19 protein-coding genes are annotated in these 21,384 nt (G+C 60.8%); 6 read left to right on the top strand and 13 right to left on the bottom strand.

Features of this window, described 5'->3' with window-relative positions; genetic code table 11:
• Positions 1–101: 101 nt before the first annotated feature.
• The 5 genes from PHF15_RS05380 to PHF15_RS05360 all read right to left on the bottom strand — a co-directional run bounded on the left by PHF15_RS05380 (position 102) and on the right by PHF15_RS05360 (position 7,916).
• Positions 102–1,955: an aldehyde ferredoxin oxidoreductase family protein gene (locus PHF15_RS05380; protein ID WP_300119559.1), complete on the bottom strand. Its 1,854-nt coding sequence runs from the start codon at positions 1,953–1,955 to the stop codon at positions 102–104.
• An 83-nt stretch (positions 1,956–2,038) separates the two neighbouring features.
• Entirely contained in the window at positions 2,039–2,515 is a 477-nt protein-coding gene (locus tag PHF15_RS05375; RefSeq protein ID WP_300119558.1) for a 4Fe-4S dicluster domain-containing protein, read from the bottom strand.
• Between the two features lie 216 nt (positions 2,516–2,731).
• Entirely contained in the window at positions 2,732–4,651 is a 1,920-nt protein-coding gene (locus PHF15_RS05370) for a cytochrome c3 family protein (protein WP_300119557.1), read from the bottom strand.
• 141 nt (positions 4,652–4,792) lie between these two features.
• The gene (locus tag PHF15_RS05365; RefSeq protein ID WP_300119556.1) at positions 4,793–6,169 is read right to left on the bottom strand and encodes a sigma-54 dependent transcriptional regulator; all 1,377 of its coding nucleotides are present in this window, start codon (positions 6,167–6,169) and stop codon (positions 4,793–4,795) included.
• Positions 6,141–7,916 carry an ATP-binding protein gene (locus PHF15_RS05360; RefSeq protein WP_300119555.1) on the bottom strand — a complete coding sequence of 592 codons (1,776 nt, stop codon included), beginning with the start codon at positions 7,914–7,916 and terminating at the stop codon, positions 6,141–6,143. The genes PHF15_RS05365 and PHF15_RS05360 overlap by 29 nt, the downstream gene beginning before the upstream one ends.
• A gap of 201 nt (positions 7,917–8,117) precedes the next feature.
• Here PHF15_RS05360 and PHF15_RS05355 point away from each other — a divergent pair, with 201 nt between their 5' ends.
• On the top strand, positions 8,118–9,251 hold the full coding sequence (locus PHF15_RS05355; RefSeq protein ID WP_300119554.1) for a helix-turn-helix domain-containing protein: 1,134 nt from the start codon (positions 8,118–8,120) through the stop codon (positions 9,249–9,251).
• A gap of 11 nt (positions 9,252–9,262) precedes the next feature.
• Here the strand turns inward: PHF15_RS05355 and PHF15_RS05350 are convergent, their stop codons facing one another.
• The gene (locus tag PHF15_RS05350; protein ID WP_300119553.1) at positions 9,263–10,066 is read right to left on the bottom strand and encodes a TOBE domain-containing protein; all 804 of its coding nucleotides are present in this window, start codon (positions 10,064–10,066) and stop codon (positions 9,263–9,265) included.
• A gap of 163 nt (positions 10,067–10,229) precedes the next feature.
• Between PHF15_RS05350 and modA the strand changes: the two genes are divergently transcribed.
• From modA to modC, 3 genes are read left to right on the top strand one after another with little or no spacing between them, the layout of a single operon-like run.
• Positions 10,230–10,985, top strand: coding sequence for a molybdate ABC transporter substrate-binding protein (gene modA / locus PHF15_RS05345; RefSeq protein WP_300119552.1), 756 nt, complete (start codon positions 10,230–10,232; stop codon positions 10,983–10,985).
• A gap of 19 nt (positions 10,986–11,004) precedes the next feature.
• Positions 11,005–11,688 (top strand): molybdate ABC transporter permease subunit, encoded by a 684-nt coding sequence (gene modB / locus PHF15_RS05340; RefSeq protein ID WP_300119551.1) that lies wholly within the window; start codon positions 11,005–11,007, stop codon positions 11,686–11,688.
• Positions 11,685–12,770 carry a molybdenum ABC transporter ATP-binding protein gene (gene modC / locus PHF15_RS05335; RefSeq protein ID WP_300119550.1) on the top strand — a complete coding sequence of 362 codons (1,086 nt, stop codon included), beginning with the start codon at positions 11,685–11,687 and terminating at the stop codon, positions 12,768–12,770. The genes modB and modC overlap by 4 nt, the downstream gene beginning before the upstream one ends.
• A gap of 79 nt (positions 12,771–12,849) precedes the next feature.
• Here the strand turns inward: modC and PHF15_RS05330 are convergent, their stop codons facing one another.
• Both PHF15_RS05330 and elbB read right to left on the bottom strand, forming a co-directional pair.
• Positions 12,850–13,431, bottom strand: a complete 582-nt coding sequence (locus PHF15_RS05330) for a TIGR00730 family Rossman fold protein (RefSeq protein WP_300119548.1) — start codon at positions 13,429–13,431, stop codon at positions 12,850–12,852.
• Positions 13,428–14,120, bottom strand: coding sequence for an isoprenoid biosynthesis glyoxalase ElbB (gene elbB, locus PHF15_RS05325; RefSeq protein WP_300119546.1), 693 nt, complete (start codon positions 14,118–14,120; stop codon positions 13,428–13,430). The genes PHF15_RS05330 and elbB overlap by 4 nt, the downstream gene beginning before the upstream one ends.
• A gap of 175 nt (positions 14,121–14,295) precedes the next feature.
• Here elbB and PHF15_RS05320 point away from each other — a divergent pair, with 175 nt between their 5' ends.
• Positions 14,296–15,012, top strand: a complete 717-nt coding sequence (locus tag PHF15_RS05320; protein ID WP_300119544.1) for an AzlC family ABC transporter permease — start codon at positions 14,296–14,298, stop codon at positions 15,010–15,012.
• Positions 15,009–15,335: an AzlD domain-containing protein gene (locus tag PHF15_RS05315; RefSeq protein WP_300119542.1), complete on the top strand. Its 327-nt coding sequence runs from the start codon at positions 15,009–15,011 to the stop codon at positions 15,333–15,335. The genes PHF15_RS05320 and PHF15_RS05315 overlap by 4 nt, the downstream gene beginning before the upstream one ends.
• Here PHF15_RS05315 and PHF15_RS05310 read toward each other — a convergent pair whose 3' ends face one another.
• Genes PHF15_RS05310 through PHF15_RS05290 form a run of 5 tightly spaced genes read right to left on the bottom strand, consistent with a single transcriptional unit; the run spans position 15,336 to position 21,323 of the window.
• A complete protein-coding gene (locus PHF15_RS05310; RefSeq protein ID WP_300119541.1) occupies positions 15,336–15,563 on the bottom strand; it encodes a formate dehydrogenase subunit delta in 228 nt (75 codons plus the stop codon).
• Complete coding sequence (gene fdhD, locus PHF15_RS05305; protein ID WP_300119540.1) at positions 15,560–16,378, bottom strand: formate dehydrogenase accessory sulfurtransferase FdhD; 819 nt, start codon at positions 16,376–16,378, stop codon at positions 15,560–15,562. The genes PHF15_RS05310 and fdhD overlap by 4 nt, the downstream gene beginning before the upstream one ends.
• A gap of 21 nt (positions 16,379–16,399) precedes the next feature.
• On the bottom strand, positions 16,400–19,276 hold the full coding sequence (gene fdhF / locus PHF15_RS05300) for a formate dehydrogenase subunit alpha (protein WP_300119538.1): 2,877 nt from the start codon (positions 19,274–19,276) through the stop codon (positions 16,400–16,402).
• 23 nt (positions 19,277–19,299) lie between these two features.
• Positions 19,300–20,856 carry a formate dehydrogenase beta subunit gene (locus PHF15_RS05295; RefSeq protein WP_300119537.1) on the bottom strand — a complete coding sequence of 519 codons (1,557 nt, stop codon included), beginning with the start codon at positions 20,854–20,856 and terminating at the stop codon, positions 19,300–19,302.
• Positions 20,853–21,323, bottom strand: coding sequence for a formate dehydrogenase subunit gamma (locus PHF15_RS05290; RefSeq protein ID WP_300119535.1), 471 nt, complete (start codon positions 21,321–21,323; stop codon positions 20,853–20,855). The genes PHF15_RS05295 and PHF15_RS05290 overlap by 4 nt, the downstream gene beginning before the upstream one ends.
• Between the last annotated feature and the right edge of the window lie 61 nt (positions 21,324–21,384).

The raw sequence follows: 21,384 nt of genomic DNA, 5'->3' as shown, positions 1-21,384 counted from the left end.
TGTTTGTGACTCCGCGTCGTCATTGCGAGCGAAGCGCGGCAATCCATGAATCCTTGGATTGCCGCGTCGCTAAGCGCCTCGCAATGACGGTGACGCGAACTTTACAGGCTCAGCCGCTCTTTGGTGGCCGCGGTCGGGCGGCCTTCGGGGTCCCAGCCACGGGCTTCGTAGTACAGCGGCAGCATGGTGGCGAGCTCGCTGAACTTGCCTTTCATGGGGCCGGTCTTGCAGGCACCTTCGACGCTGGTCAAGCGCGCTGGCAAACTGTCGTCGGCTTTGGTAAAGCCAGCACGGTTGTTGAACTCGCGCTCCATGTTCCAGATACGCTCGCCGATCTTGGCGAGTTCTTCAATCGTGTACTGCTCGCCGCAAGCGCCCTGCATTTGCGGCGACAGGTCCTGCAGGCCCCAGGCAAAGGTCGTAAAGATGCACACCCCAGCCGAATCAAAGGCCGCAGTAGCGTCCTGGAAAGCCTTTACCAAGTCGGGTTTGCCCCGCGACTCGGCCGGATCGGTCTTGACTGGAATGCCCAGCACTTCGGAGGCAATGGTGTAGCCGCGCAAGTGGCAGCCGCCGCGGTTACTGGTGGCATAGGCCAGGCCAATGCCCTGGATGGCGCGCGCGTCGTAGGCCGGAAATTCCTGTCCCTTGCTGCTCATGCTGAGTTCCGGGTGGCCGTACTTGGCGGTCAGGCGTTTGGAGCCCTGGCCAATTTCCTTGCCGAAGCCACGGCCGTTGACGGTTTCCTCGGCCAGAAAGGCCAGCGCTCGGGCCGAACCAAACGGCGCCTCGATGCCAATTTGCTCCCTGGTCAGCACGCCCATGCCATAGAGTTCCATGACCGCGCCCACGGTGGCGCCGAAGCTGATCGGGTCGATACCTTCTTCGTTGCACAACAGGTTCGCGTATTGCAGGCATTCCAGGTCGTTCACACCGTTGGCGGCTCCGAGCGCCCAGGCGGCTTCGTACTCGAGGCCGCCGTTGGCACCGCGGTATTGCGGCTTGTTCTCGATGGTGAAATGGCCCTCGTCCATCTTGCTGATGCGCCCGCAGGCGATGGTGCAGCCAAAGCAGGCCTGGTTGGTGACCAGGTGCTTCTTGCCGTCGGTGGCGCGCGGCTTGGCCATGGCTTCGGCGCCGATGTCCATCGCGCCTTCAAACTGGTTGTCCTGGTGGTTGCGCGTGGGCAGGGCACCGACTTCGTTGATCACGCTCATCAGCACCTGGGTGCCCATGGCGGGCAGGCCGGTGCCGGTGACGCCGTTGTCAGCCAGCACTTTCTTGGCGGCCTTGGTGGCGGCCATGAAGGCTTTGGGGTCCTTGATGTTGCCCACGCCCTTGGTGCCGCGCACGGCGATGGCCTTGAGGTTCTTGCTGCCCATGACGGCACCGACACCGGAGCGTCCTGCAGCGCGGTGCAGGTCGTTGACCACAGCGGCAAACAGCACGCCGTTTTCACCCGCTTTGCCAATCGATGAGACGCGGGTCAACGGGTCTTGCAAGCCCTTTTTGATGATTTCCTCGGTTTGCCAAACGCTCTTGCCCCAAAGATGGGCGGCATCGCGCAGCTCGGCCACGTCATCGTTGACATAGAGGTAAACCGGCCTGACCGACTTGCCCTCGAAGATGACCATGTCCCAGCCGGCCATTTTGAACTCGGCACCCCAGTAGCCGCCAGAATTGGAGCAGGCCACGGCCCCCGTGAGCGGGCCTTTGGTGATGACCGTGTAGCGTCCACCGGTGCTGGCCATGGTGCCGGTCAGCGGGCCAGTGGCCCAAATGATCTTGTTGTCGGCGCTCAAAGGGTCGACTTTGGCATCGACTTCTTCGACCAGGTACTTGGTACCCAGGCCGCGTGAGCCGATGTAGGCCTTGGCCCACTCCATATTGAGGGGTTCTGACTTGACGGTACCCGCGGTCAAGTTAACGCGGAGGATTTTTCCAGCCCATGACATAGTGATGTCTCCTAAATGGTTAGATTCAAAGTGTTGGGGTCAGAGCAGGTTTGCTGCGCAAAGTGGTCTGACCCGCAAGGTTTCTAAGCTGCAGCCGCTTGATTGCCAAGCTTGTCGGCCCACTGTTCCATCCTGCCCAAGCCTGTCCAGTTGGCGTCAATGAAAGTGATGGCACCGGTGGGGCAGGCATCGGCGCAAGCCGGCTCGCCGCCGCACAGGTCACACTTTTGCACCTTGCCGGTTTCCTGAACGTAGTTGATCGTGCCAAACGGGCAGGCGATGGTGCAGACCTTGCAGCCGACACAGGTGGCTTCGTTCACCACCTTGGCGCCGGTGGCCTTGTCCAGCGTGATGGCTTCCACCGGACACGCGTGCAGGCACCAGGCCTCGTCGCACTGGGTGCAGGTATAGGGCACTTTTTTGCCGGTGTGGTGGAAGTCGAAAACCTTGATACGCGATTTGGCGGTGGCGAAGGTGCCATAGTTCTCGAAAGAACAAGCCATTTCGCACTGCAGACAGCCGGTGCATTTGTCTGCGTTGATGTGCAACACCTTTTGCATGTGTGTGTCTCCTTGAGGTGATAAATGAAACTTTGCGAACAGCAGCTATGAAATGCCGTTCCTATGAAATCGAGGACATAGCTATTGTTAAAGTTTGCCATGCTTTGACACCTAGTACTAACCCTAATCTGATCAGCGCAAAGTCCACAAATTCTCAAAATGAGACAGAAAAAAACCGCCGGGATTAGCGGCGGCCTTTTCAAAGGTAAAACTCAATCAGAGTTTTTTGACATCATGGCAAGCTGCCCCGCAGGCGTTGGTGTACGGGATCGGCATGGCAGTACCGGCAGCAACACCCTTGACACCCTTGTTGTCCTTGCGCGGCACATCGTAAATGTGCGAGGTGATGTCGTTCATCCAGTAGTTTTTGCCGTCGGCTGCCACCAGGCCCTTGCCCATGCCAGCACCGGTCTGCATGGTCTTGGTACCGTGGCAACTGTTGCAGGTTATCTGGCTCACATCGACCGTGCACTTGGCTTTTTCGGCCAAGTGAGCCTTCAGGTCGGTCTTGTTGGCGTGGCAGGTGGTGCACGACGCGACGGACTTGGGGTCTTGCGTCAGCTGATGGGCGAACTTGGCGTCACCATGCGGATTGTGGCAGTTGGAGCAGGCCACCAGCTGCGTGCCGTTGCGGTACTTGCTGGACTTGATGAAGTCAGTGCCTTGCTGGTGATGCGACTTGGAATGCAGGCCGTCGGCCCAGTAGTCACCAGGCGCTGCGTCTTCCCGTGTCGTAAATTCCTTCAGGAACTCGTTGCGCGAGGTGCCTGGCAGCATCATCTTGTTGGCAGCATTCACCGGCTGGTCGTTCTTCAGATGCCCTTGCGGACGACTGTGGCACTGCACGCAGATCATCGACTCGCGCTCTGCCGCCAGCTTGTTTGGGCTGACGATGGTGGCAAACTTGGCCAGGCCCTTGGCATCCTTGTGCGCAGAGCCCGGGCCGTGGCAGGTTTCGCAGCCCATGTTCATTTCATTGAGCTTGCCGTCGCCGTCCACATCCATCTCACCATTCGGGTCGGTCACCGAGCTGGCAATGTAGGCACCCGCCGCGTTCTTGGTCAGGCTGTAACCGTTGTAGTGACAAGAAGCACACTCTTTTTCAAATGAATGTTCCAGTGAGGGATTGGTCAGCTTGTTTGTTTTTTCACTGAACAGCCAATCAGAGTGGTAGTCGCGCCAAGTCTTGCGACCCCGGTCGGCAAAGCTGTCGTCGCCCAACTGATTGAACTGGACAAACGGGAACAGGTTGGCACCCACCCGGTACAGGTAACGCTGTTTGTACACGCCGCCACCGTAGGCCCCATCGACGGTATAAACACGCGGCGCATCGGCCGGATCGCGCAGGTTGTTGGTGCGGAATTTGAGCTTGCCGTCGCTGTCCTTGAAGAAGGTGGCCGTAAAGCTGGCGCTGGCCAGATCGGCCGGTGCCTTGGTACCGATGAAATATTTGTCAAATTTCCGCGTGCCGTCAAAGCCGTAGAACCAGAAGGTGGTTCCAGCCATCAGCTTGTTCAGACCCTTGTTGACCTCGGGAAAGCGCGAATAGTCTTGCAGGCCGCTGGGCTTGCCGACCACCTGGATGCCCAGCCGGTGCATGGTCTGCTTGAAGTGTTCCTTGTCTTCGTGGCATTTCAGGCACGACGAGGTGCCCGTGTAAGTGGCACCAGCCGGCACATTACCCGAGACCTTGACGGTCACTGGCTTGGCCGAGAGTTCGGCGGTGCTGAGTGCCTTGCGTGATTTGTCACCGCCGGGCAGAAGGCCTGAACCGGCGGGCTCGACATACACAAAATAGTTGCCGCCAGGTACCTTGTCAAAGGCAAATTCACCTTTGGCGTTGGTTTTGGCATTGAGGTAGCGCGCCCGGTTGGCCGCCAGGCTGTCTTCCAGCGGCTCGTCGTTTTTGGCATCTTTCTTGACCTCGATCGGCACTTTGCCCATGGCGGCGATGTCAGCCGCGGGAACCAGCCAGACCGTCGCGTCGGGAACTTTTGTGAACCGGTCGTCACTGCCGTTTTGAACCACGCCCGCGACTGACACCGTGGCCGAACTCTTGAGATCGGTCTGCGTACATGCAGCCATCAGCAAGCTCGCAGCCAGGGCCGTCAGGCTCCCGGCAAGAATTTTTCGCATGACACACTCCTTCAATGATTGAAAAACACCGTCTCACTAGGCAAACTTCATGCCACTGAGGAAACATGGCGTCACACGGGCTCGGGAGTGGCGAGCTCGGCCATCACGAGCCGCGCAGCTGTCACCAAATGATGACAGCTGTCACATTTCAGTGACAAAACCCCAGCGCTTCATGCGCACGTACAGATTCTGTCTGGGAATGCCGCTCAGACGCGCCGCCTCGGACATGTTGCCAGCGGACGCGGCCAGCAAGTCACGCAAATAGTCGCGCTCAAAACCGGCCCGGGCATCCTGGTAGGCCAGCGTCGGCACTTTGGCTGTGGTCGGCTGCGGCGCATTGCCCTGCCCTGAACCACCGCTCAGGCACAGGTGAACGGCATCAATCACACCGCCGGGTTGCATCGCCACGACACGCTCGATGCAGTGCTGCAACTCGCGCACATTGCCCGGCCACCGCTGTGCCTCAAGAGCCGCCAGTGCCGCCGGGGTAAAGGGGCCGCATTGTTTGCCGAACCTGGTGTTGTAAAGCTCCAAAAAGTGAACCGCAAGGCGGAACACGTCACCCTCGCGCGCGCGCAGCGGTGGCAAATGCACAGCGACCACGTTGATGCGGTAAAACAAATCTTCACGAAAGCGCCCTGCTTTCACCTCGCCCGCCAAGCTGCGGTTGGTGGCGCAAATCAGGCGAAAGTCCGTGGTGCGTGGCTGGGTGCTGCCAATGCGGCAAAAGCTGTGGTCCTGCAACACGCGCAGAAGACTGCTTTGCAGCTTGGGGCTCATGTCGGCAATTTCGTCCAGAAACAGATTGCCACCGTGGGCCTTTTCAAAGTAGCCAGCGCTGGCCTGGACGGCACCGGTGAAGGCGCCCTTTTCGTAACCAAACAGCAGGCTCTCCAGCAGCGACTCGGGCAGGCCGCCGCAATTGACCTCCAGAAACGCCTTGTCAGCACGCGCGCTGTGGGCATGGATCAGCTTGGCCATCACGTCCTTGCCGGTGCCGCTTTCGCCCTCCAGCAGCACCGTGGTGTCGAGCCCGGCCACCTGCTGAAGCTGGCCTAGCAGGCGCGTCATGGCGGCCGACTGGCCCACCACCACGGGTGCGCCGGCGGTGACGGCCAGGCGGCTGCGCAAACTGTCGATTTCGCGGTAAGCCGCGTCGAGTTCAAGCGCCTTGCCGATCACGGCTTCCAGCGCTTCCAGGTCTTCGAAAGGCTTGGTCAGGTAGTCGAACAAGCCCTCGCGCACAGCGGCCACGGCATCGCGCACGTCGGCAAACCCGGTCATCAGAATAGCCACCATACGCGGGCGTTGGGCGCGAAACTCCCGCAACAAATCCAGCCCCTTGTGGTTGGGCAGGCGCTGGTCCATCAGCACCAGGTTGAAGTCATGCTCTGCGAACAGTTGGCGCGCCACCTCGCCATCGGGCGCCAGCAACACCTGCGCGCTATTGCGCAGCAGTTGCGCAATCAGCGTGCGGGTGTAGCGGTCATCATCGGCGACCAATATCTTGGGCAACATGGGTGAGCTTCGGTTTGGTTTGATCCGCTGAAATAGGGCCAGTTGAGTGGGTCTGAGGCAACCAAATTGCAAATTGCGTGCCACCTTCAGGCAAATTTTCGACGCTGACAAAACCCTGGTGCAGCAAGGCCACATGCTGCACCACCGGCAGGCCCAGGCCCGTGCCGTCGCGGCGGGTGGTGAAAAACGGGCTGAACACCTGGTCCAGAATTTCAGGGGCAATGCCCTTGCCATGGTCGCGCACCGTCAGCACCCAACCCGGCGCGCCGGTGTCGGGATGCGGCTGCGCCTGCAAGCTGATCTGAATCGCCCCCGCGCCCTCGGTCGCCTGCGCAGCATTGAGCAGCAAATTAAACAGTGCATGGCGCAGCAATATCGGGTCAACCTCCAGCACCACCGCCTCTTCTGGAAAATTCATTTCCACCTGAATTTGGCCTTGCACCGTCTGGCGAAACATCAACACCGTCTCTTGGACCACCTGCGCCAGGTCGGTGGCGTGGCGCTCGAACTTGGACACCTTGGCAAAGCGCAACATCGACGTGATGAAGGCATGGCAGTCTTCACCGGCGCGGCGAATCTCGGCCAGCAGCTCGCGGGTGCGCGCCGGGTCGTCGGCCTCGCGCGCCGCCAACTGGGCCAGGTTGACCACGCCCACCAGCGGGTTGTTGAGCTGGTGCGCAATTTCGCCGACCATGGTGCCCAGCGCCGACATTTTTTCCAGCTGCACGATGCGCTGGTGCTCGTTGTCGAGTCTGAGCAACTGGTGTTCCAGGTCGTGTTGGCGTTGGTAGTCCCGATCGACCCGGCCCAGGGCCACATAAAACAGCGCCAATACGCCCAGTCCGGCAGCCAGACTCAAGCCGATCACGGACAGCACCGATTTGAAGAATGTTTGCTGCAAGCCTTCAATGTCGCGCATGACCACCAACTCGCCAATGGGCTGTCCCGCCACATCCAAAAGCGGCAGCATGGCCAAGTGCATGGCCTTGCCATCGGTTTGAATCACTTCGGTGGCACCCTGACGCAAACGGGTCAGCACCGCGGCGCTGATCGCTGGCGGAAATTGCGCTGTGGTTTGCGCCACCAGCACGCGGTTGTCAAACTGCTCCCATTGACCCAGGCGCTGGAGCAATTCCAGACCATACTGCCATTGCCGATGCAGAATAAAGCGTTTGTCAACCAGCACAAACGAGTCCACGCCCAAACTGTCGTGCAGTTCGTCCACCACATAGCCAATTTCCTCACCCATTTCCAGGTAGCCGATGACCCGCCCATCCACCTGCCACGGCATCACCAGCCGCAGCGTCAACGTCCCCAACGGACCCAATTCCAGGCCGTGGACGGGTTGCCCTGTGTCACGGGCACGCGTCGCAGTGAAGCGGGAAATCACATCACCATGATTGACCGGGCTGTGAAGCCGCAGCACATTGACCAGATTGGCATCATTGACATAGAGATGGGTAATGCGGTGCTGGTCGCGCAAGGTGGCAAAAAGCGACCCCAGCTCACGCTGCAGGGCGTCGCGGTCTTGCCGCTGCAAGGCATCCCGCACCACGCGATTGGCCATCAGCGCCCGCAGGGTGGCTTGCATCAGATCGGCGTCCTTGGCAATCTTTTGCTTCAGCAGTGTGCGAACCGCCAACACTCGATCTGTCAGAGCCTGATCACGCACGCGTCCTTCCAACCAATAGGCGGCAATGGCAAAGGCCAGCAATATGGCTGCCAGCACCATGGCGAAAGGCCACATGAAAGCCGCCTTGACGCGACGTGGTTGTGAGTTGATGGACCGTGTTTTCAAAATGGATGGCTTTGGCGAGAACGAATGAACCATTCCGGCTCAACAAGACGATGAAAGCAGACTTGACCCACAGGAACCCGATAAAACGTCCCAACGAGAAACCCTGATCGGCATTGTGGCCCACAAGTGCGCTAAATTCGAGGCCAGATCATGAAACTTGAGCCATCCACGCCAGCCACCGTCAACCCCGCGCCGCGGCTGGCACGCATTGCCCAGGCGCGCCAGGCCCTGATGCACGACGGCCGGCCGCTGGCGCCAGGCTGGGTGGCGCCGTGGGTGGAGCGCTCGTGGCAGCGCTGCCTGGGGCTGGGTTTGCAGCCGCAGACCTCATTCGGCTTCGCCCAGGTGACGGCACCCCTGCTGCGTGCCACGCTGGAGGCCAACCACGGCCTGATTTCGGCGGCGCAGCCCATGCTGCAAAGCCTGGCGCGCGCCATTGTCAACACCCGCTACTTCGCCATCCTGACCAATGCCGAAGGCGTGGTGGTGGATGCCTGTGGTGCCATCGACCAGAGCGACCCGCGCGCCTACCTGATCAGCCGCGTTGGCACCGACCTGTCCGAGCGCAGCATTGGCACCACTGCCATTGGCACCGCGCTGTCCGAACAGCAACCGGTCTGGCTGCACCGCGGCGAGCATTTTTTTGAAGCCACCTCGGTCTATAGCTGCGCCGGCGCGCCGCTGTTCGGCCCCGACGGCGCCTGCCTGGGCATGCTCGACGTGACCGGCATCGACGCGCAGGAGCGCCCCGAGCTCAAGCATCTGGTCATGCAGTCGGCCAGCAAGATTGAAAACGCGCTGGTCACCGCGCAAGCGCACGCCCTGCTACTGCGCCTGAACTGGCCGGGCAACGCGATGGGCGGCGATGGCGACGGTATCTTGTGCCTTGACCCTGACGGCTGGATCACCGGTGCCAACCCGGTCGCGCGGCAAATGGTGCCGGGTCTGGCCGGTCCGGGACAGCCTCCTGTGCATGTCAGCCAGGTGCTGGGCATGCCGTTCGAACCCCTGTTCGATGCCGCCAAGCACCCTGGCAAGCCCGTCGAGCTACCACTGTGGAGCGGGCTGCGTCTGCAGGCCCTGGTCGTCAACCGCAACGATGAATCCCACACGCTGCAGGCCGGCACCAGCGCAGCGCCGGCGCTGGCGCTGCGCGCGGTCGAAGCCGCCATGATCCGCAAGGCAGTCGATGAGGCGCGCGGCAATGTCGGCCAGGCGGCGCGCGCCCTGGGCATCAGCCGCGCCACGCTGTACCGCAAGCTGGGGCAAAAACCGGCGCAATAACGGTTGAATAGCTACACCCGTGCCAACACCACGGCGTTGTCTTCCACCCAGGCGCGCACCTTGCTGCCCACGCGCAGGCGGTTTGGTTTGTCTGCAAAACCTACCAGTTGCAAATCTCCGGGCAAGGTCATCACCACTTCATCGCGCAATCCGCCGCGCGACAAGCGCGACACCTTGCCGTCGATCAGGTTCACAGATGTGCGCTCCTGCGCCCCTTCGCCATCGCGGATTTCACCGATTTTCAGTCTATTGATTTCGGTCACGGCGCTGATGCGCACGGCCGTGGCCTTGCACAATGCCAGCACCGCCAGGCCGGGCTCCAGGCCCAGCAGTTCTGCGCTTTCACGGGTGATGCTCGAAGCGATATTGCCCCCTCCTGTCATTGCAAGCATCACGCGCACCATGGGGTCATTGGGCTGCATCTGATCCAAGCGGGCCACCACACACGGCAGGTTGTTGCGCATGCTGGTCCGCAGACTTGTCCCCGGCAAGGCTTGCGCCGCGCCGCCGGTAAATCGCGTCATCACTTCGCAGCGTGCGACTTCCATCTGGTGGGCGGCTTCCAGCAACTGCACCCCTGACACCGTGAGCTTGGCACCGCCCCCCCCCGCACCGCCCACCGCACTGTCCACCAAGGGTACTCCGGCCAAGTTGCTCAGCGTGTGAACGGCCTGCCACGCAGCCTTGTAGCTCACACCGGCTTGCCGGGCGGCCTGCGAGATCGATCCGGTTTGCCCAATCAGGCGAAGAATGTCGAGACGTTTGTCCACTGCGGCATGGCTCAAGGCGTTGGGGGAAATGGCGTTCTTGCTCATGGCCGTGATTGTGCCTGTCACCAGAGCCGGCAAGCCCCGCAAGCACCGAATGCAGCTTCGACTACACTCATCGCTATTCTTAAATAGAATACCGAAATCACACTTTGCATGTATGCCAACTTTTGTGATGCTTGTTTGCCCAACACCCACCTGGCGTCAGCCGATGAAATTCTCTGCCAAACCACTGCTGCTCAGCACTGCAGCAATCACATTCACGACCTTCAGCTTGGCCGAGCAAGCCCACATTGCCGTGGCCGCCAACTTTGCCGAACCCATCAAGGCCGTTGCTGCCGTGCTGGAAAAAACCACCGGCCACACCCTGAGCGTCACGCTGGGCGCCACTGGCAAGCTCTACGCCCAGATCAAAAACGGCGCCCCGTTTGACGTGTTGCTGGCCGCCAATACCGCCGCCACAACTGCGCTGGAGAAGGACGGGCTGGCCCAAGTGGGCACCAGCTTTACTTACGCCAACGGCAAACTGGTGCTGTGGTCAGCGGATGCCGCCAAGGTGGATGCCAAGGGCGAGGTGCTCAAAGGCAGCAGCTTTCGAAAACTGGCCTATGCCAACCCCAAAACTGCGCCCTATGGCGAAGCGGCCGTGCAAACCATCGACAAACTGGGTCTGACCAGCGCCTTGACACCAAAATTGGTGCAAGGCGAAAGCATTGGCCAGGCGTACAACTTTGTCCACACCGGCAACGCCGAGATCGGCTTTGTCGCCATGTCCCAAGTGCTGGAAAGCGGCAAGCTCAAGGGCGGCTCGATATGGGTAGTGCCGCAATCTCTTTACAAGCCGATCCAGCAAGATGCCGTGCTGCTCAATCGCGGCGCCAACAAGCCGGCGGCGGCGGCGCTGGTCAAGCTGCTGCAAAGCCCCAACATCAAAGACCTGATCCGCTCTTACGGCTACGACATCTGAACCGCACTCCAAACCAACCATGCTGTCCGAATCTGACCTGCAAGCCATTGGCCTGACGCTACAAGTGGCAGCGCTTACCACCCTGATCTTGCTGATGGTTGGCACACCGCTGGCGTGGTGGCTGGCGCGCACCCGGTCTTGGCTTAAAAAACCGCTGGGCGCACTGGTGGCCTTGCCCATCGTGCTGCCGCCCTCTGTTCTGGGCTTTTACCTGCTGGTGGCCATGGGTCCCCATGGCAGCGTGGGCCAATGGACACAGGCGCTGGGCATGGGCGTGTTGCCCTTTACCTTTGCCGGACTGGTGGTGGCCTCCGTTTTTTATTCACTACCCTTCATGGTGCAGCCCATTCAGAACGCCTTTGAAGCCATGGGCACGCGTTCGCTGGAGGTGGCGGCCAGCCTGCGCGCCTCACCGCTGGATGCGTTTTTCAGCGTGGTGGTGCCGCTGTGCAAGCCCGGATTCTTCACCGGAGCGGTCATGTGTTTTGCACACACCGTGGGCGAATTCGGCGTGGTGCTGATGGTGGGTGGCAATATCCCAGGTGTCACGCGTGTAGTGTCGGTGCAGATTTACGACCACGTGGAAGCCATGGAATATTCAGACGCGCACCGGCTCGCGGCGGTGATGCTGGGCTTCAGCTTCTGTGTGTTGCTGGCACTGCACTTTTACAACGGCACGCGGCGCAAGGGGGTCAGCTCATGAGCACAGCTCTTGGCCTGCAGTTCAAGGCCCTGCTCAAACGGCAAGACTTCACGCTGGACCTTGACCTGGCCATGCCCGGGCAAGGCATCAGCGCGCTGTTTGGCGCGTCCGGCTCGGGCAAAACCACAGCCCTGCGCGTGCTTGCCGGATTGGAACCCAAGGCACAGGGTCGCATCTGCGTCCAGGGTGAGGTGTGGCAAGACAGCGCTCAGGGCCTCTTCAAACCGGTGCATCAACGTGCATTGGGTTATGTGTTTCAGGAAGCCAGCCTGTTCGAACACCTGAGCGTGCAAGGCAATTTGCAGTACGGCTTCAAACGCACGCCCGCCTCCGAGCGCAACCAAAGCTGGAACGACACGCTGGACTTGCTGGGCATTGGCCACCTTCTGCAACGCTGGCCGCACGAACTCTCAGGCGGTGAGCGCCAGCGCGTGGCCATTGCCCGGGCGCTGGCCACCAGCCCGCGCCTGCTGCTGTTGGACGAACCGTTGGCCGCGCTCGATGCCCCGCGCAAAGCCGAAATCTTGCCCTATCTTGAGCGACTGCAAACCGAGTTGCGCCTGCCGGTGATCTACGTCACCCACGCCATTGATGAAGTGGCCCGTCTGGCCGACCACATGGTACTGATGGATGCGGGTCGGGCTACTGCATTTGGCCAAACTGCAGAGCTGCTGACACGGCTGGATTTGCCACTCGCGCGTGGCGACACGGCCGGTGCTGTGCTGCACTGCAAGGTGGCATCCCATGATGACCGGGACCACCTCACGCTCGCCCGCTTTGCCGGCGGCGAACTGACCGTGGCGCGCCAAAAGGCAGACCCGGGCCAAACCCTGCGTGTGCGTGTGGCGGCACGTGACGTCAGCCTGACACTGCAGCGACAAATAGGCACCAGCATTTTGAACATACTTCCCTGCACCGTCTCAGCTGTGTCACCCGACAGCCATGGCCAGGTGATGGTGTCGCTGCGCGTAGGCGACACCCCCCTGCTCGCCCGCATCACCACGCGCTCAAGCCATGCGTTGGGGCTGGAGCCGGGCAAAGCGGTCTATGCCCAAATCAAGGGCGTGGCAGTATTGGGCTGAGAACAGCTGCAAAGTCAGTTGCTGGTCATAAATGCCCATAATAGCGACAGACTCATTTCTTTCTTGTATTCAGGTCGCCTCAGGATTCATCCGGATCCAGCCACTTCCTGATGCTCGGTGGCTGGTAGCCGGCAAATCGATCCAGCAGCGCCTGGGGCTGCTGCTCGACAATCAACAGGGCACGGTGCGGCGGCTTGAGAAACTCTTCTGCGGTCGCGTGATCCAGAAAGGTGGTCAGCGCATCAAAATAACCCGCCACGTTGAGCAAGCCGCAGGGCTTGGTATGGATGCCAAGCTGGGACCAGGTCCAGATTTCGAAAATTTCCTCAAACGTGCCGATGCCGCCCGGCATGGCAATGAAGCCGTCCGAGAGTTCGGCCATCATGGTTTTGCGCTCGTGCATGGATTGCGTCACGTGCAGTTCGGTCAAGTGCCTGTGCACCACTTCCTTGCGCGCCAGGGCTTGCGGGATCACGCCCACGGCGCGCCCACCGAGTTGCAGCACGGTGTCGGCGACCAGCCCCATGAGCCCGATGCTGGCACCGCCATACACCAGCCCCAGGTCGCGGGCCACCAGCGCCTGGCCCAGCGCGCGCGCGGCATCGGCATAGGCATCGAGCCGGCCGGGGCTGGAGCCGCAATAAACACAAACGGCCTTCATGACACGCGCCTGAGCACTTCGGCCACACAGCGCTCGATGCCCGTCCACACATCGCTCAAACGCGCTTCATCGAACATATAGGCCGGCGTGGTGACGAGCTTGTGCGCCTCGTCGATCACGATGTGCGTGGCATTGGGCGTGTCCTGACTGATTTGGCCGAGTTGGCTCAAGGCAGCAGCGCAACCGGCGTCGTTGCCCAGCGTGAGCGTGGCGCTGTCATGCGCTTGGTGCAGCGCCAGCGCCACCAGCGCCGGGGCAATGCAAATCGCCCCCACCGGTTTTTTGGCGTCGAAAAAGCCGCGCACGAACGCCGCCACATCCGGCCGCACCTCCGCGTCGGCGCCTTTGAAGGCAAACGAACAATGGTTCTTGGCCACACCGTAGCCGCCCGGCATCACCAGCGCGTCGTAGTCGGCCACCCTGGCCTGCGCCAGGTCCAGGCACTGGCCGACGCGGGCAATGCGGCTGGATTCCTCCAGAATGTTGCGCGCGGCGCCCGGCACCGGCTCGCCGGTGACGTGGTTGACCACATGAAACTGCGGCGCATTGGGCGCGATGCACTGCACCGTGGCGCCGTGCTGGTCGAGCGCCAGCAGGGCCAGCACCGATTCGCGCACTTCGGCGCCATCGAGGTGGCCGCAGCCAGACAGCAGCACGGCGACTTTGGGGGATTTTTGGGCAGGTGTCATGAAGGTCTCCGGTAATGTTGCGGAATTATCCCGCGCCCGGCCCGCACAATACAAGTGGCCATGGACGGGCGTTATCACAAGGCGCTGGCTGGCACAATCAGCGCCTGCGACATCGCGTGCCTTGTCACATCTTGACGCACCCTGATCACCCCTTTTTCACCTTGTCTGCCTCTTCATGCCCGCCTGCCCCGAACCCGCACAAGCCTCGCAAAATCCGCCCGCGCCACACATTTCCGTGCTCTCGCTCTCGGTGCCGGTAGCCATGGGCTATGTGCCGCTGGGCATGGTGTTCGGCTTTTTGTTTGTGCAGGCGGGCGCACCCTGGTGGCTGGCGCTCACGGCCAGCATCCTGGTGTTTGCCGGTGCCTCGCAGTTCATGATGGTGCCGATGCTGGCGGCGGGCCTGCCGCTGGCCACCATCGCCCTGGCCACGCTGGTGGTGAATTTGCGCCATGTGTTTTATGGCCTGTCGCTGCTCGACAAGCTGCCCGCAAAACCTTGGGCGCGCTGGTATCTGGTGTTTGCCCTGACCGATGAAACCTATTCGGTGCTGACCACGCTGCCCGCCGGCACCAGCACGCGGCAGATGGTCACGGTGGCGCTGCTCAACCAGGGCTGGTGGGTGCTGGGCACGCTGTTGGGCGCGGTGATCGGTGCGCAAGCGCAGATTGGCCTGGCGGGGCTGGACTTTGCGCTGGCCGCGCTGTTCGCCGTGCTGGCAGTGGAGCAATGGCGTAGCGCCGACTCGGCAGCGCCGCTGTGGGTGGCGCTGGCCAGCTACGCCGTCGCCTGGGCTGTCATGCCGCAACAGGCCTTGCTGATCGCCATCGCCTTGAGCGTGCTGGCCGGGCTGTTCTGGCCTGCCGCCACAGAGAAAAAGGAGGCCTCATGATCGACACCCGCTACGCGCTCGGCGTGCTCGCCGCCATGGCCCTGGTCACCTTCGGGCTGCGCGCCCTGCCCTTTCTGGCCGCGCGTTTTCTGCAAAGCCACCCGCTGGTGCAACGGCTGGGGCGCTTTTTGCCGCTGGCCATCATGACGCTGCTGCTGCTGCACACACTGGTCGGCAACGCCCGAGACAACCCTTCCGGCCCATGGGCTGAACTGGCCGCCGTAGTCACGGTGGTGGCACTGCAACGGTGGCGTCGGCAGCCGCTGCTGAGCATTCTGGCGGGGACGGCGCTGTATGTGCTGATGCGAAATGCTGGTGTTTAGCTACTCCAGCGTAGCCCGATGCGCAACCACCGACTCCAGCACAATGGGCTTAATGTCCTCGTGGTGCGGGCCATCCACATGCGTCAGAAATACCTTGCGCATACGCGGGTCCCAAAAGTTTTTGATATGTTTGGCAATGCCTGACAGCGCTTCGGTGCGGTCGGGCATGCTTTCAAAAAAGGTGCCAATCTGGTTGGCCATGCGAATCAGGGTGTCGTCGTGTGTCATTTGGCATCCAGTGAAAGTCGTTGTGGGTGGCTGTAGATCGAAAAATCTGTGCCACGGGTAAAGCCCAGCAGCGTCAGCCCAGCATCCTGCGCCACGTCCACCGCCAGTCCGGTCACACCAGACACGGCGGCCAGCAACGCAATGCCCGCTGTGGCGGTTTTTTGCACCATCTCGTAACTGGCGCGGCTGGTGATCATGACAAATCCGCTGCTGGCATCCAGGCCGGAGCGCAGCAAGGCGCCCACCAGCTTATCGAGGGCGTTATGGCGGCCCACATCTTCGCGGATCAGCTCGATGTGGCCGTCCGCTGTACACCAGGCTGCTGCGTGGCTGGCTCCGGTCACGGCCAGCAACAGTTGGTGTTCGCGCAGGCTCGCCGCTGCCAAGGCCACCGCCGCTGCATCAAAACTTTGCGATGTCGTCAATGGCTCAAGAGACCGCACCGCGTGCGCCAGACTCTCGGTGCCGCACAGACCGCAACCGGTACGGCCAGTCAAATTGCGTCGCTTGTCTTTCAACCGGGCAAAGCACGATGCCGCAATGGTGAGGTGAACCGTACAACCCTCGGCGTTAAAGGTCCATTCACAGTCATGAATTTGCGATGGCGCGTCCACAATGCACTCTGTCACAGCAAATCCGTAAGCAAAGTCCTCCAGATCAGCCGGTGTGGCCATCATCACTGCGTGTGACACGCCATTGAACTCCAGCGCCACCGGCACCTCTTCGGCCACCCGGTCTGGCCCCTCTGAAGGCAGCCCTGCGCGAACCCTGTTGACCTTCAGTGCCCGATAAGCCCGCGCAGCCGGGAGATGCATCACAGCCATGTCCATCACCGCTCAGCGCCCAGACCCGGACAACACCGGCTCCAGCGGCAACACCGCTTGCGCCAGTGCCAGTTGCTCGGCGTTGAAGCGGGAGTACGACTTTTGCCACTCCGAAGGTTGTGCCACTGGCATCACCTGCACGGCCGTGACTTTATATTCCGGGCAATTGGTTGCCCAGTCGGAGTTGTCGGTGGTGATCACATTGGCCCCAGACTCTGGAAAGTGGAAGGTGGTATAGACCACCCCTGGCTGGATAAGCTCGGTGACCACGGCGCGCAGCACCGTCTGTCCGGCACGACTGTCAATGCCAACCCAGTCATCGTGTTTGATGCCGCGCTCTTCGGCATCGTGCGGGTGGATTTCCAACCGGTCTTCACTGTGCCAGCGACTGTTTTCGGTGCGCCGGGTTTGCGCGCCCACGTTGTATTGCGACAGGATGCGCCCCGTAGTCAAAATCAGCGGGTATTTTCGCGTGACTTTTTCATCTGTCGCGACATATTGGGTGTTGAAGAACCTGCCCTTGCCGCGCACAAATTTGTCAATGTGCATGAGCGAGGTACCAGCTTCCACCGTACTCTCGTTACATGGCCATTGCACACTGCCCAGTCGCTCAATCTTTTCATAGGTCACACCGTGAAATGATGGGGTGAGCGCCGCAACCTCCTGCATGATTTGCTCGGGGTGCGTGTAAGCCATGGGGTAACCCAGGGCGTTGGACAGCTTCATGGTAGCTTCCCAGTCGCCCACGCCAGACAGCGGCGGCATGACCTTGCGCACGCGTGAGATGCGCCGTTCGGCATTGGTGAAAGTGCCATCCTTTTCCAGAAAAGAGCTACCGGGCAGCAACACGTGAGCGTACTTGGCGGTCTCGTTCAAGAAGATGTCCTGCACCACGATGCATTCCATTTTCTCTAGCGCCGAGACCACATGCTGGGTGTTCGGGTCAGACTGCACAATGTCTTCACCCACGCAGTACAAGCCCTTGAACGTGCCATCCAGTGCGGCCTCAAACATGTTGGGAATGCGCAGACCGGGTTCCGGGTTGAGGATGACCCCCCAGGCGGCGTTGAACTGCTCACGCACCGCCGTATTGCTGATGTGGCGGTAGCCCGGCAGATCATGCGGGAAGCTGCCCATGTCACAACTGCCTTGCACGTTGTTCTGGCCGCGCAACGGGTTCACGCCCACACCTTCGCGCCCGATCATGCCGCAGGCCATGGCCAGGTTGCAGATACCGATCACCGTGGTGGAACCCTGAGCATGCTCGGTCACACCCAGGCCGTAATAGATGGCCGAATTGGGGCCACTGGCAAACAACCGCGCCGCCCCACGCACCTCGGCGGCAGGCACCCCGGTCACCGACTCGAAGGCTTCAGGAGAATTCCCGGGCTTGGCAACAAATTCACGCCATTCGTTGAAGCTCTTGGTGTCGCAACGCTCAGCCACAAAAGCCTCGTTCACTAGCCCCTCAGTCACCACCACATGTGCCAAGGCAGTGATCATGGCCACGTTGGTGCCGGGTTTGAGCGCCAGGTGGTATTCGGCGTGAACGTGAGGCGCGCTCACCAACTCAATTTCACGCGGGTCCACCACAATCAGTTTGGCACCTTCGCGCAGACGCTTCTTCAGGCGCGAGGCAAACACCGGATGCGCCGCGGTGGGATTGGAGCCCATGACCAACACCACATCGGCCTGCTCAACAGATTTGAAGGTTTGTGTTCCCGCCGAAGTGCCAAAGGTTTCGCCCATGCCATAACCGGTGGGCGAATGACAAACGCGCGCACAGGTGTCCACATTGTTGTTGCCAAAAGCAGCACGAATGAGCTTTTGCACCAGATAGACCTCTTCATTGGTACAGCGTGACGAGGTAATGCCGCCAACCGCCTCACGGCCATCTTTGGACTGAATGCGCTTGAACTCACTGGCTGCGTAATTGATGGCTTCATCCCAACTGACTTCCTGCCAGGCGTGGGTGATGCTCTTGCGAATCATGGGTTTGGTGATGCGGTCTTTGTGCTGGGCGTAGCCCCAGGCAAACCGGCCTTTAACGCAGGCATGTCCCTCATTGGCTTTGCCATCTTTCCATGGCACCATGCGCACCACGGTGTTGCCCTTCATTTCGGCCTTGAACCCACATCCCACGCCGCAGTAAGCGCAGGTGGTAATGGCGCTGTGCTCGGACTGGCCTAACTCGATCACGGATTTTTCCTGCAAGGTGGCGGTCGGACAAGCTTTGACACAAGCTCCGCAACTGACGCATTCGCTTTCCATGAAGGGTTGATCCTGGCCGGGCGACACGCGTGACGCAAAACCGCGCCCGCTGATCGTCAAAGCAAAAGTGCCCTGAACCTCTTCGCAGGCGCGCACACAGCGATTGCACACAATGCACTTGCTCGCGTCGTAGGTGAAGTACGGATTTGACTCATCTTTTTTGCTTTTGCAGTGGTTGGCCCCGTCCTGCCCGTAGCGCACCTCACGCAAGCCGGTCACACTGGCCATGTCTTGCAACTCACAGTCGCCGCTGGCGGCGCATGTCAGGCAATCCAGCGGGTGATCGGAGATGTACAACTCCATCACGCCCTTGCGCAACGCCTGCAATTTTGCCGTTTGGGTGCGCACTTTCATACCATTTTCTGCGGGCGTGGTGCAAGAGGCCGGAAAACCCCGACGGCCTTCAATTTCAACCAGACACAGCCGACACGAACCAAAGGGCTCCAGGCTGTCGGTGGCACAGAGTTTGGGGACCTTTATACCGGCATCAACCGCCGCCCGCATCAGCGAGGTGCCCGCCGCAACAGTGACACGTTCACCGTCAATTTCCAGGGTCACTTCTTGCGCCGATTCACGACGCGGGGTACCGAAGTCGGTTTCTTTCAGATGTTCAAGCATGGTGTTCTCCAGTGGGCAGGTGTTCAAGCGGCCTCGGCAACTGGCGCAGCCAGACCGAAATCCTGCGGGTAATAATTCAGTGCCGACAACACCGGATTCGGGGTCAGCCCGCCCATGGCGCAGAGGGAACCATGGAGCATGGTGTCGCACAGGTCACGCAAGAGCATCTCCTGCTGGGCCGGGTTTTCACCGCGCTTGAGCCGGTCGATCACCTCCACACCGCGGGTCGAGCCAATGCGGCAAGGTGTGCATTTGCCACACGACTCGATGGCGCAGAATTCCATCGCGTAACGCGCCAGTCGGGACAAATCCGCCGTGTCGTCATGCACCACGATGCCGCCATGCCCGACCGTGATGCCAACGGCGGCATAGGCCTCGTAGTCCATCGGCACATCCCAATAACGCTCAGGCACATAGGCACCCAGCGGCCCGCCCACCTGCACCGCCTTGATCGGGTGGCCAGAGGCGCTACCGCCGCCAAAGTCAAACATCAGTTGGCGCAGCGTGATGCCGAACGCCTGCTCGATCAGGCCACCGTGTTTGACATTGCCAGTCAGCTGAAAGGGCAAGGTGCCGTGGGAACGCCCCACACCGTAGTTTTTGTAAAAGTCCGCACCGCGCGCCAGGATGATCGGCACCGAGGCCAAGGTGATCACGTTATTGATCACCGTGGGTTGTCCAAACAGACCTTTGAGCGCAGGAATCGGCGGTTTGGCGCGCACCACGCCGCGTTTGCCCTCGATGCTTTCCAGCATGGCGGTTTCTTCGCCACACACATAGGCCCCGGCGGCCTTGCGCACTTCCAGAAAAAAGGTCTTGCCAGACTTCAGAATGTCGGCGCCCAAGAAGCCCGCCGCAGTTGCCTTAATGATCGCTGCGCGCATCGTTGCAATGGCGTGCGGGTATTCGGAACGAATATAAACATAGCCCTGCGTCGCCCCAGTGGCAAGGGCTGCGATGGTCATGCCCTCGATCAGCATGAAGGGGTCGCCTTCCATCGTCATGCGGTCGGAATAAGTGCCTGAATCGCCTTCGTCGGCGTTGCACACAATGTACTTTTGAGGCGCCTGGGCAGCGGCCACGGTTTTCCACTTGATGCCTGCCGGAAACGCTGCCCCACCGCGCCCGCGCAGGCCGGAGTCCAGCACTTGCTGCACCACGTCAGATGCGCTCAGACTCAGCGCCTGGCGCAAACCGGCAAAGCCTTCATGCGTTTCAAAATCAGCCAACGACAGCGGGTCGGTAACGCCCATGCGGGCAAAAGTCAGCCGCTCCTGCTGTTTTAAAAAAGCCAACTCCTCGGTCAAGCCTTGCTTCAACGGGTGGTCAGCGCCAATTTGAAACTGTGCGTCCAGCAAACCCGTCACATCCTCTGGGGCCACTGGGCCATACGCCACACGGCCTGTTTTTGTCTGCACCTCCACCAGCGGTTCCAGCCAGAACATGCCACGAGAGCTATTGCGGACCAGTTCAATGTCCAAACCGCGCTGCCGGGCTTGCAGGCCAAGGGCAACAGCCACTTCATTCGCACCAAGAGCCAAGGCGACGGAGTCGCACGGCACAAATATCTTGATGCTCATGCTTCGCTCCTTGCCGCAGCCACCAATCGGTCAAATTTGTCGACATCGACACGTGCATGCAGCTTGTCGTCCACCACCATGGCAGGCGACGATGAACACAAGCCCAGGCAATACACCGGCTCCAGCGTGGTTGCGCCATCTGCCGATGTACCGCCCTGGGTTTTCAGGCGACTGCACGCATGGGTCCACAGTTTTTCAGCCCCCATGGATTGGCAGGCTTCAGCGCGACAAATCTGCACCACCTGTTTGCCTGCTGGTTCATGGCGAAAGAAATGGTAAAAAGTCACCACGCCATGCACCTCGGCGCGCGACAAATTGAGCTGTTGAGCGATGTCCGCCACGGCTTGCGCCGGGATGAAGCCCACTGCCTCCTGAATGTCGTGAAGAATGGGAAGCAAGGCACCGGGCATATGCTTTTTGGCAGCGACCAGGTGATGGATGGTTTGCTGAGTCGTTTCAGTCAACATACGCGTTGTTTCCTCATATTGATGCCCACTTGAGATGGAATGAGGACAGTGTCAGGGAGCG

The organism is Rhodoferax sp. (assembly GCF_028689295.1).
GTDB lineage: Bacteria > Pseudomonadota > Gammaproteobacteria > Burkholderiales > Burkholderiaceae_C > Rhodoferax.
This window is presented reverse-complemented; position numbering and strand designations above follow the sequence as displayed.

Coding starts and splice junctions, on each gene's coding strand:
- PHF15_RS05380 (WP_300119559.1), bottom strand. CDS start 1,955: ATGTCATGGGCTGGAAAAATCCTCCGCGTTAACTTGACCGCGGGTACC.
- PHF15_RS05375 (WP_300119558.1), bottom strand. CDS start 2,515: ATGCAAAAGGTGTTGCACATCAACGCAGACAAATGCACCGGCTGTCTG.
- PHF15_RS05370 (WP_300119557.1), bottom strand. CDS start 4,651: ATGCGAAAAATTCTTGCCGGGAGCCTGACGGCCCTGGCTGCGAGCTTG.
- PHF15_RS05365 (WP_300119556.1), bottom strand. CDS start 6,169: ATGTTGCCCAAGATATTGGTCGCCGATGATGACCGCTACACCCGCACG.
- PHF15_RS05360 (WP_300119555.1), bottom strand. CDS start 7,916: ATGTGGCCTTTCGCCATGGTGCTGGCAGCCATATTGCTGGCCTTTGCC.
- PHF15_RS05355 (WP_300119554.1), top strand. CDS start 8,118: ATGAAACTTGAGCCATCCACGCCAGCCACCGTCAACCCCGCGCCGCGG.
- PHF15_RS05350 (WP_300119553.1), bottom strand. CDS start 10,066: ATGAGCAAGAACGCCATTTCCCCCAACGCCTTGAGCCATGCCGCAGTG.
- modA (WP_300119552.1), top strand. CDS start 10,230: ATGAAATTCTCTGCCAAACCACTGCTGCTCAGCACTGCAGCAATCACA.
- modB (WP_300119551.1), top strand. CDS start 11,005: ATGCTGTCCGAATCTGACCTGCAAGCCATTGGCCTGACGCTACAAGTG.
- modC (WP_300119550.1), top strand. CDS start 11,685: ATGAGCACAGCTCTTGGCCTGCAGTTCAAGGCCCTGCTCAAACGGCAA.
- PHF15_RS05330 (WP_300119548.1), bottom strand. CDS start 13,431: ATGAAGGCCGTTTGTGTTTATTGCGGCTCCAGCCCCGGCCGGCTCGAT.
- elbB (WP_300119546.1), bottom strand. CDS start 14,120: ATGACACCTGCCCAAAAATCCCCCAAAGTCGCCGTGCTGCTGTCTGGC.
- PHF15_RS05320 (WP_300119544.1), top strand. CDS start 14,296: ATGCCCGCCTGCCCCGAACCCGCACAAGCCTCGCAAAATCCGCCCGCG.
- PHF15_RS05315 (WP_300119542.1), top strand. CDS start 15,009: ATGATCGACACCCGCTACGCGCTCGGCGTGCTCGCCGCCATGGCCCTG.
- PHF15_RS05310 (WP_300119541.1), bottom strand. CDS start 15,563: ATGACACACGACGACACCCTGATTCGCATGGCCAACCAGATTGGCACC.
- fdhD (WP_300119540.1), bottom strand. CDS start 16,378: ATGCATCTCCCGGCTGCGCGGGCTTATCGGGCACTGAAGGTCAACAGG.
- fdhF (WP_300119538.1), bottom strand. CDS start 19,276: ATGCTTGAACATCTGAAAGAAACCGACTTCGGTACCCCGCGTCGTGAA.
- PHF15_RS05295 (WP_300119537.1), bottom strand. CDS start 20,856: ATGAGCATCAAGATATTTGTGCCGTGCGACTCCGTCGCCTTGGCTCTT.
- PHF15_RS05290 (WP_300119535.1), bottom strand. CDS start 21,323: ATGTTGACTGAAACGACTCAGCAAACCATCCATCACCTGGTCGCTGCC.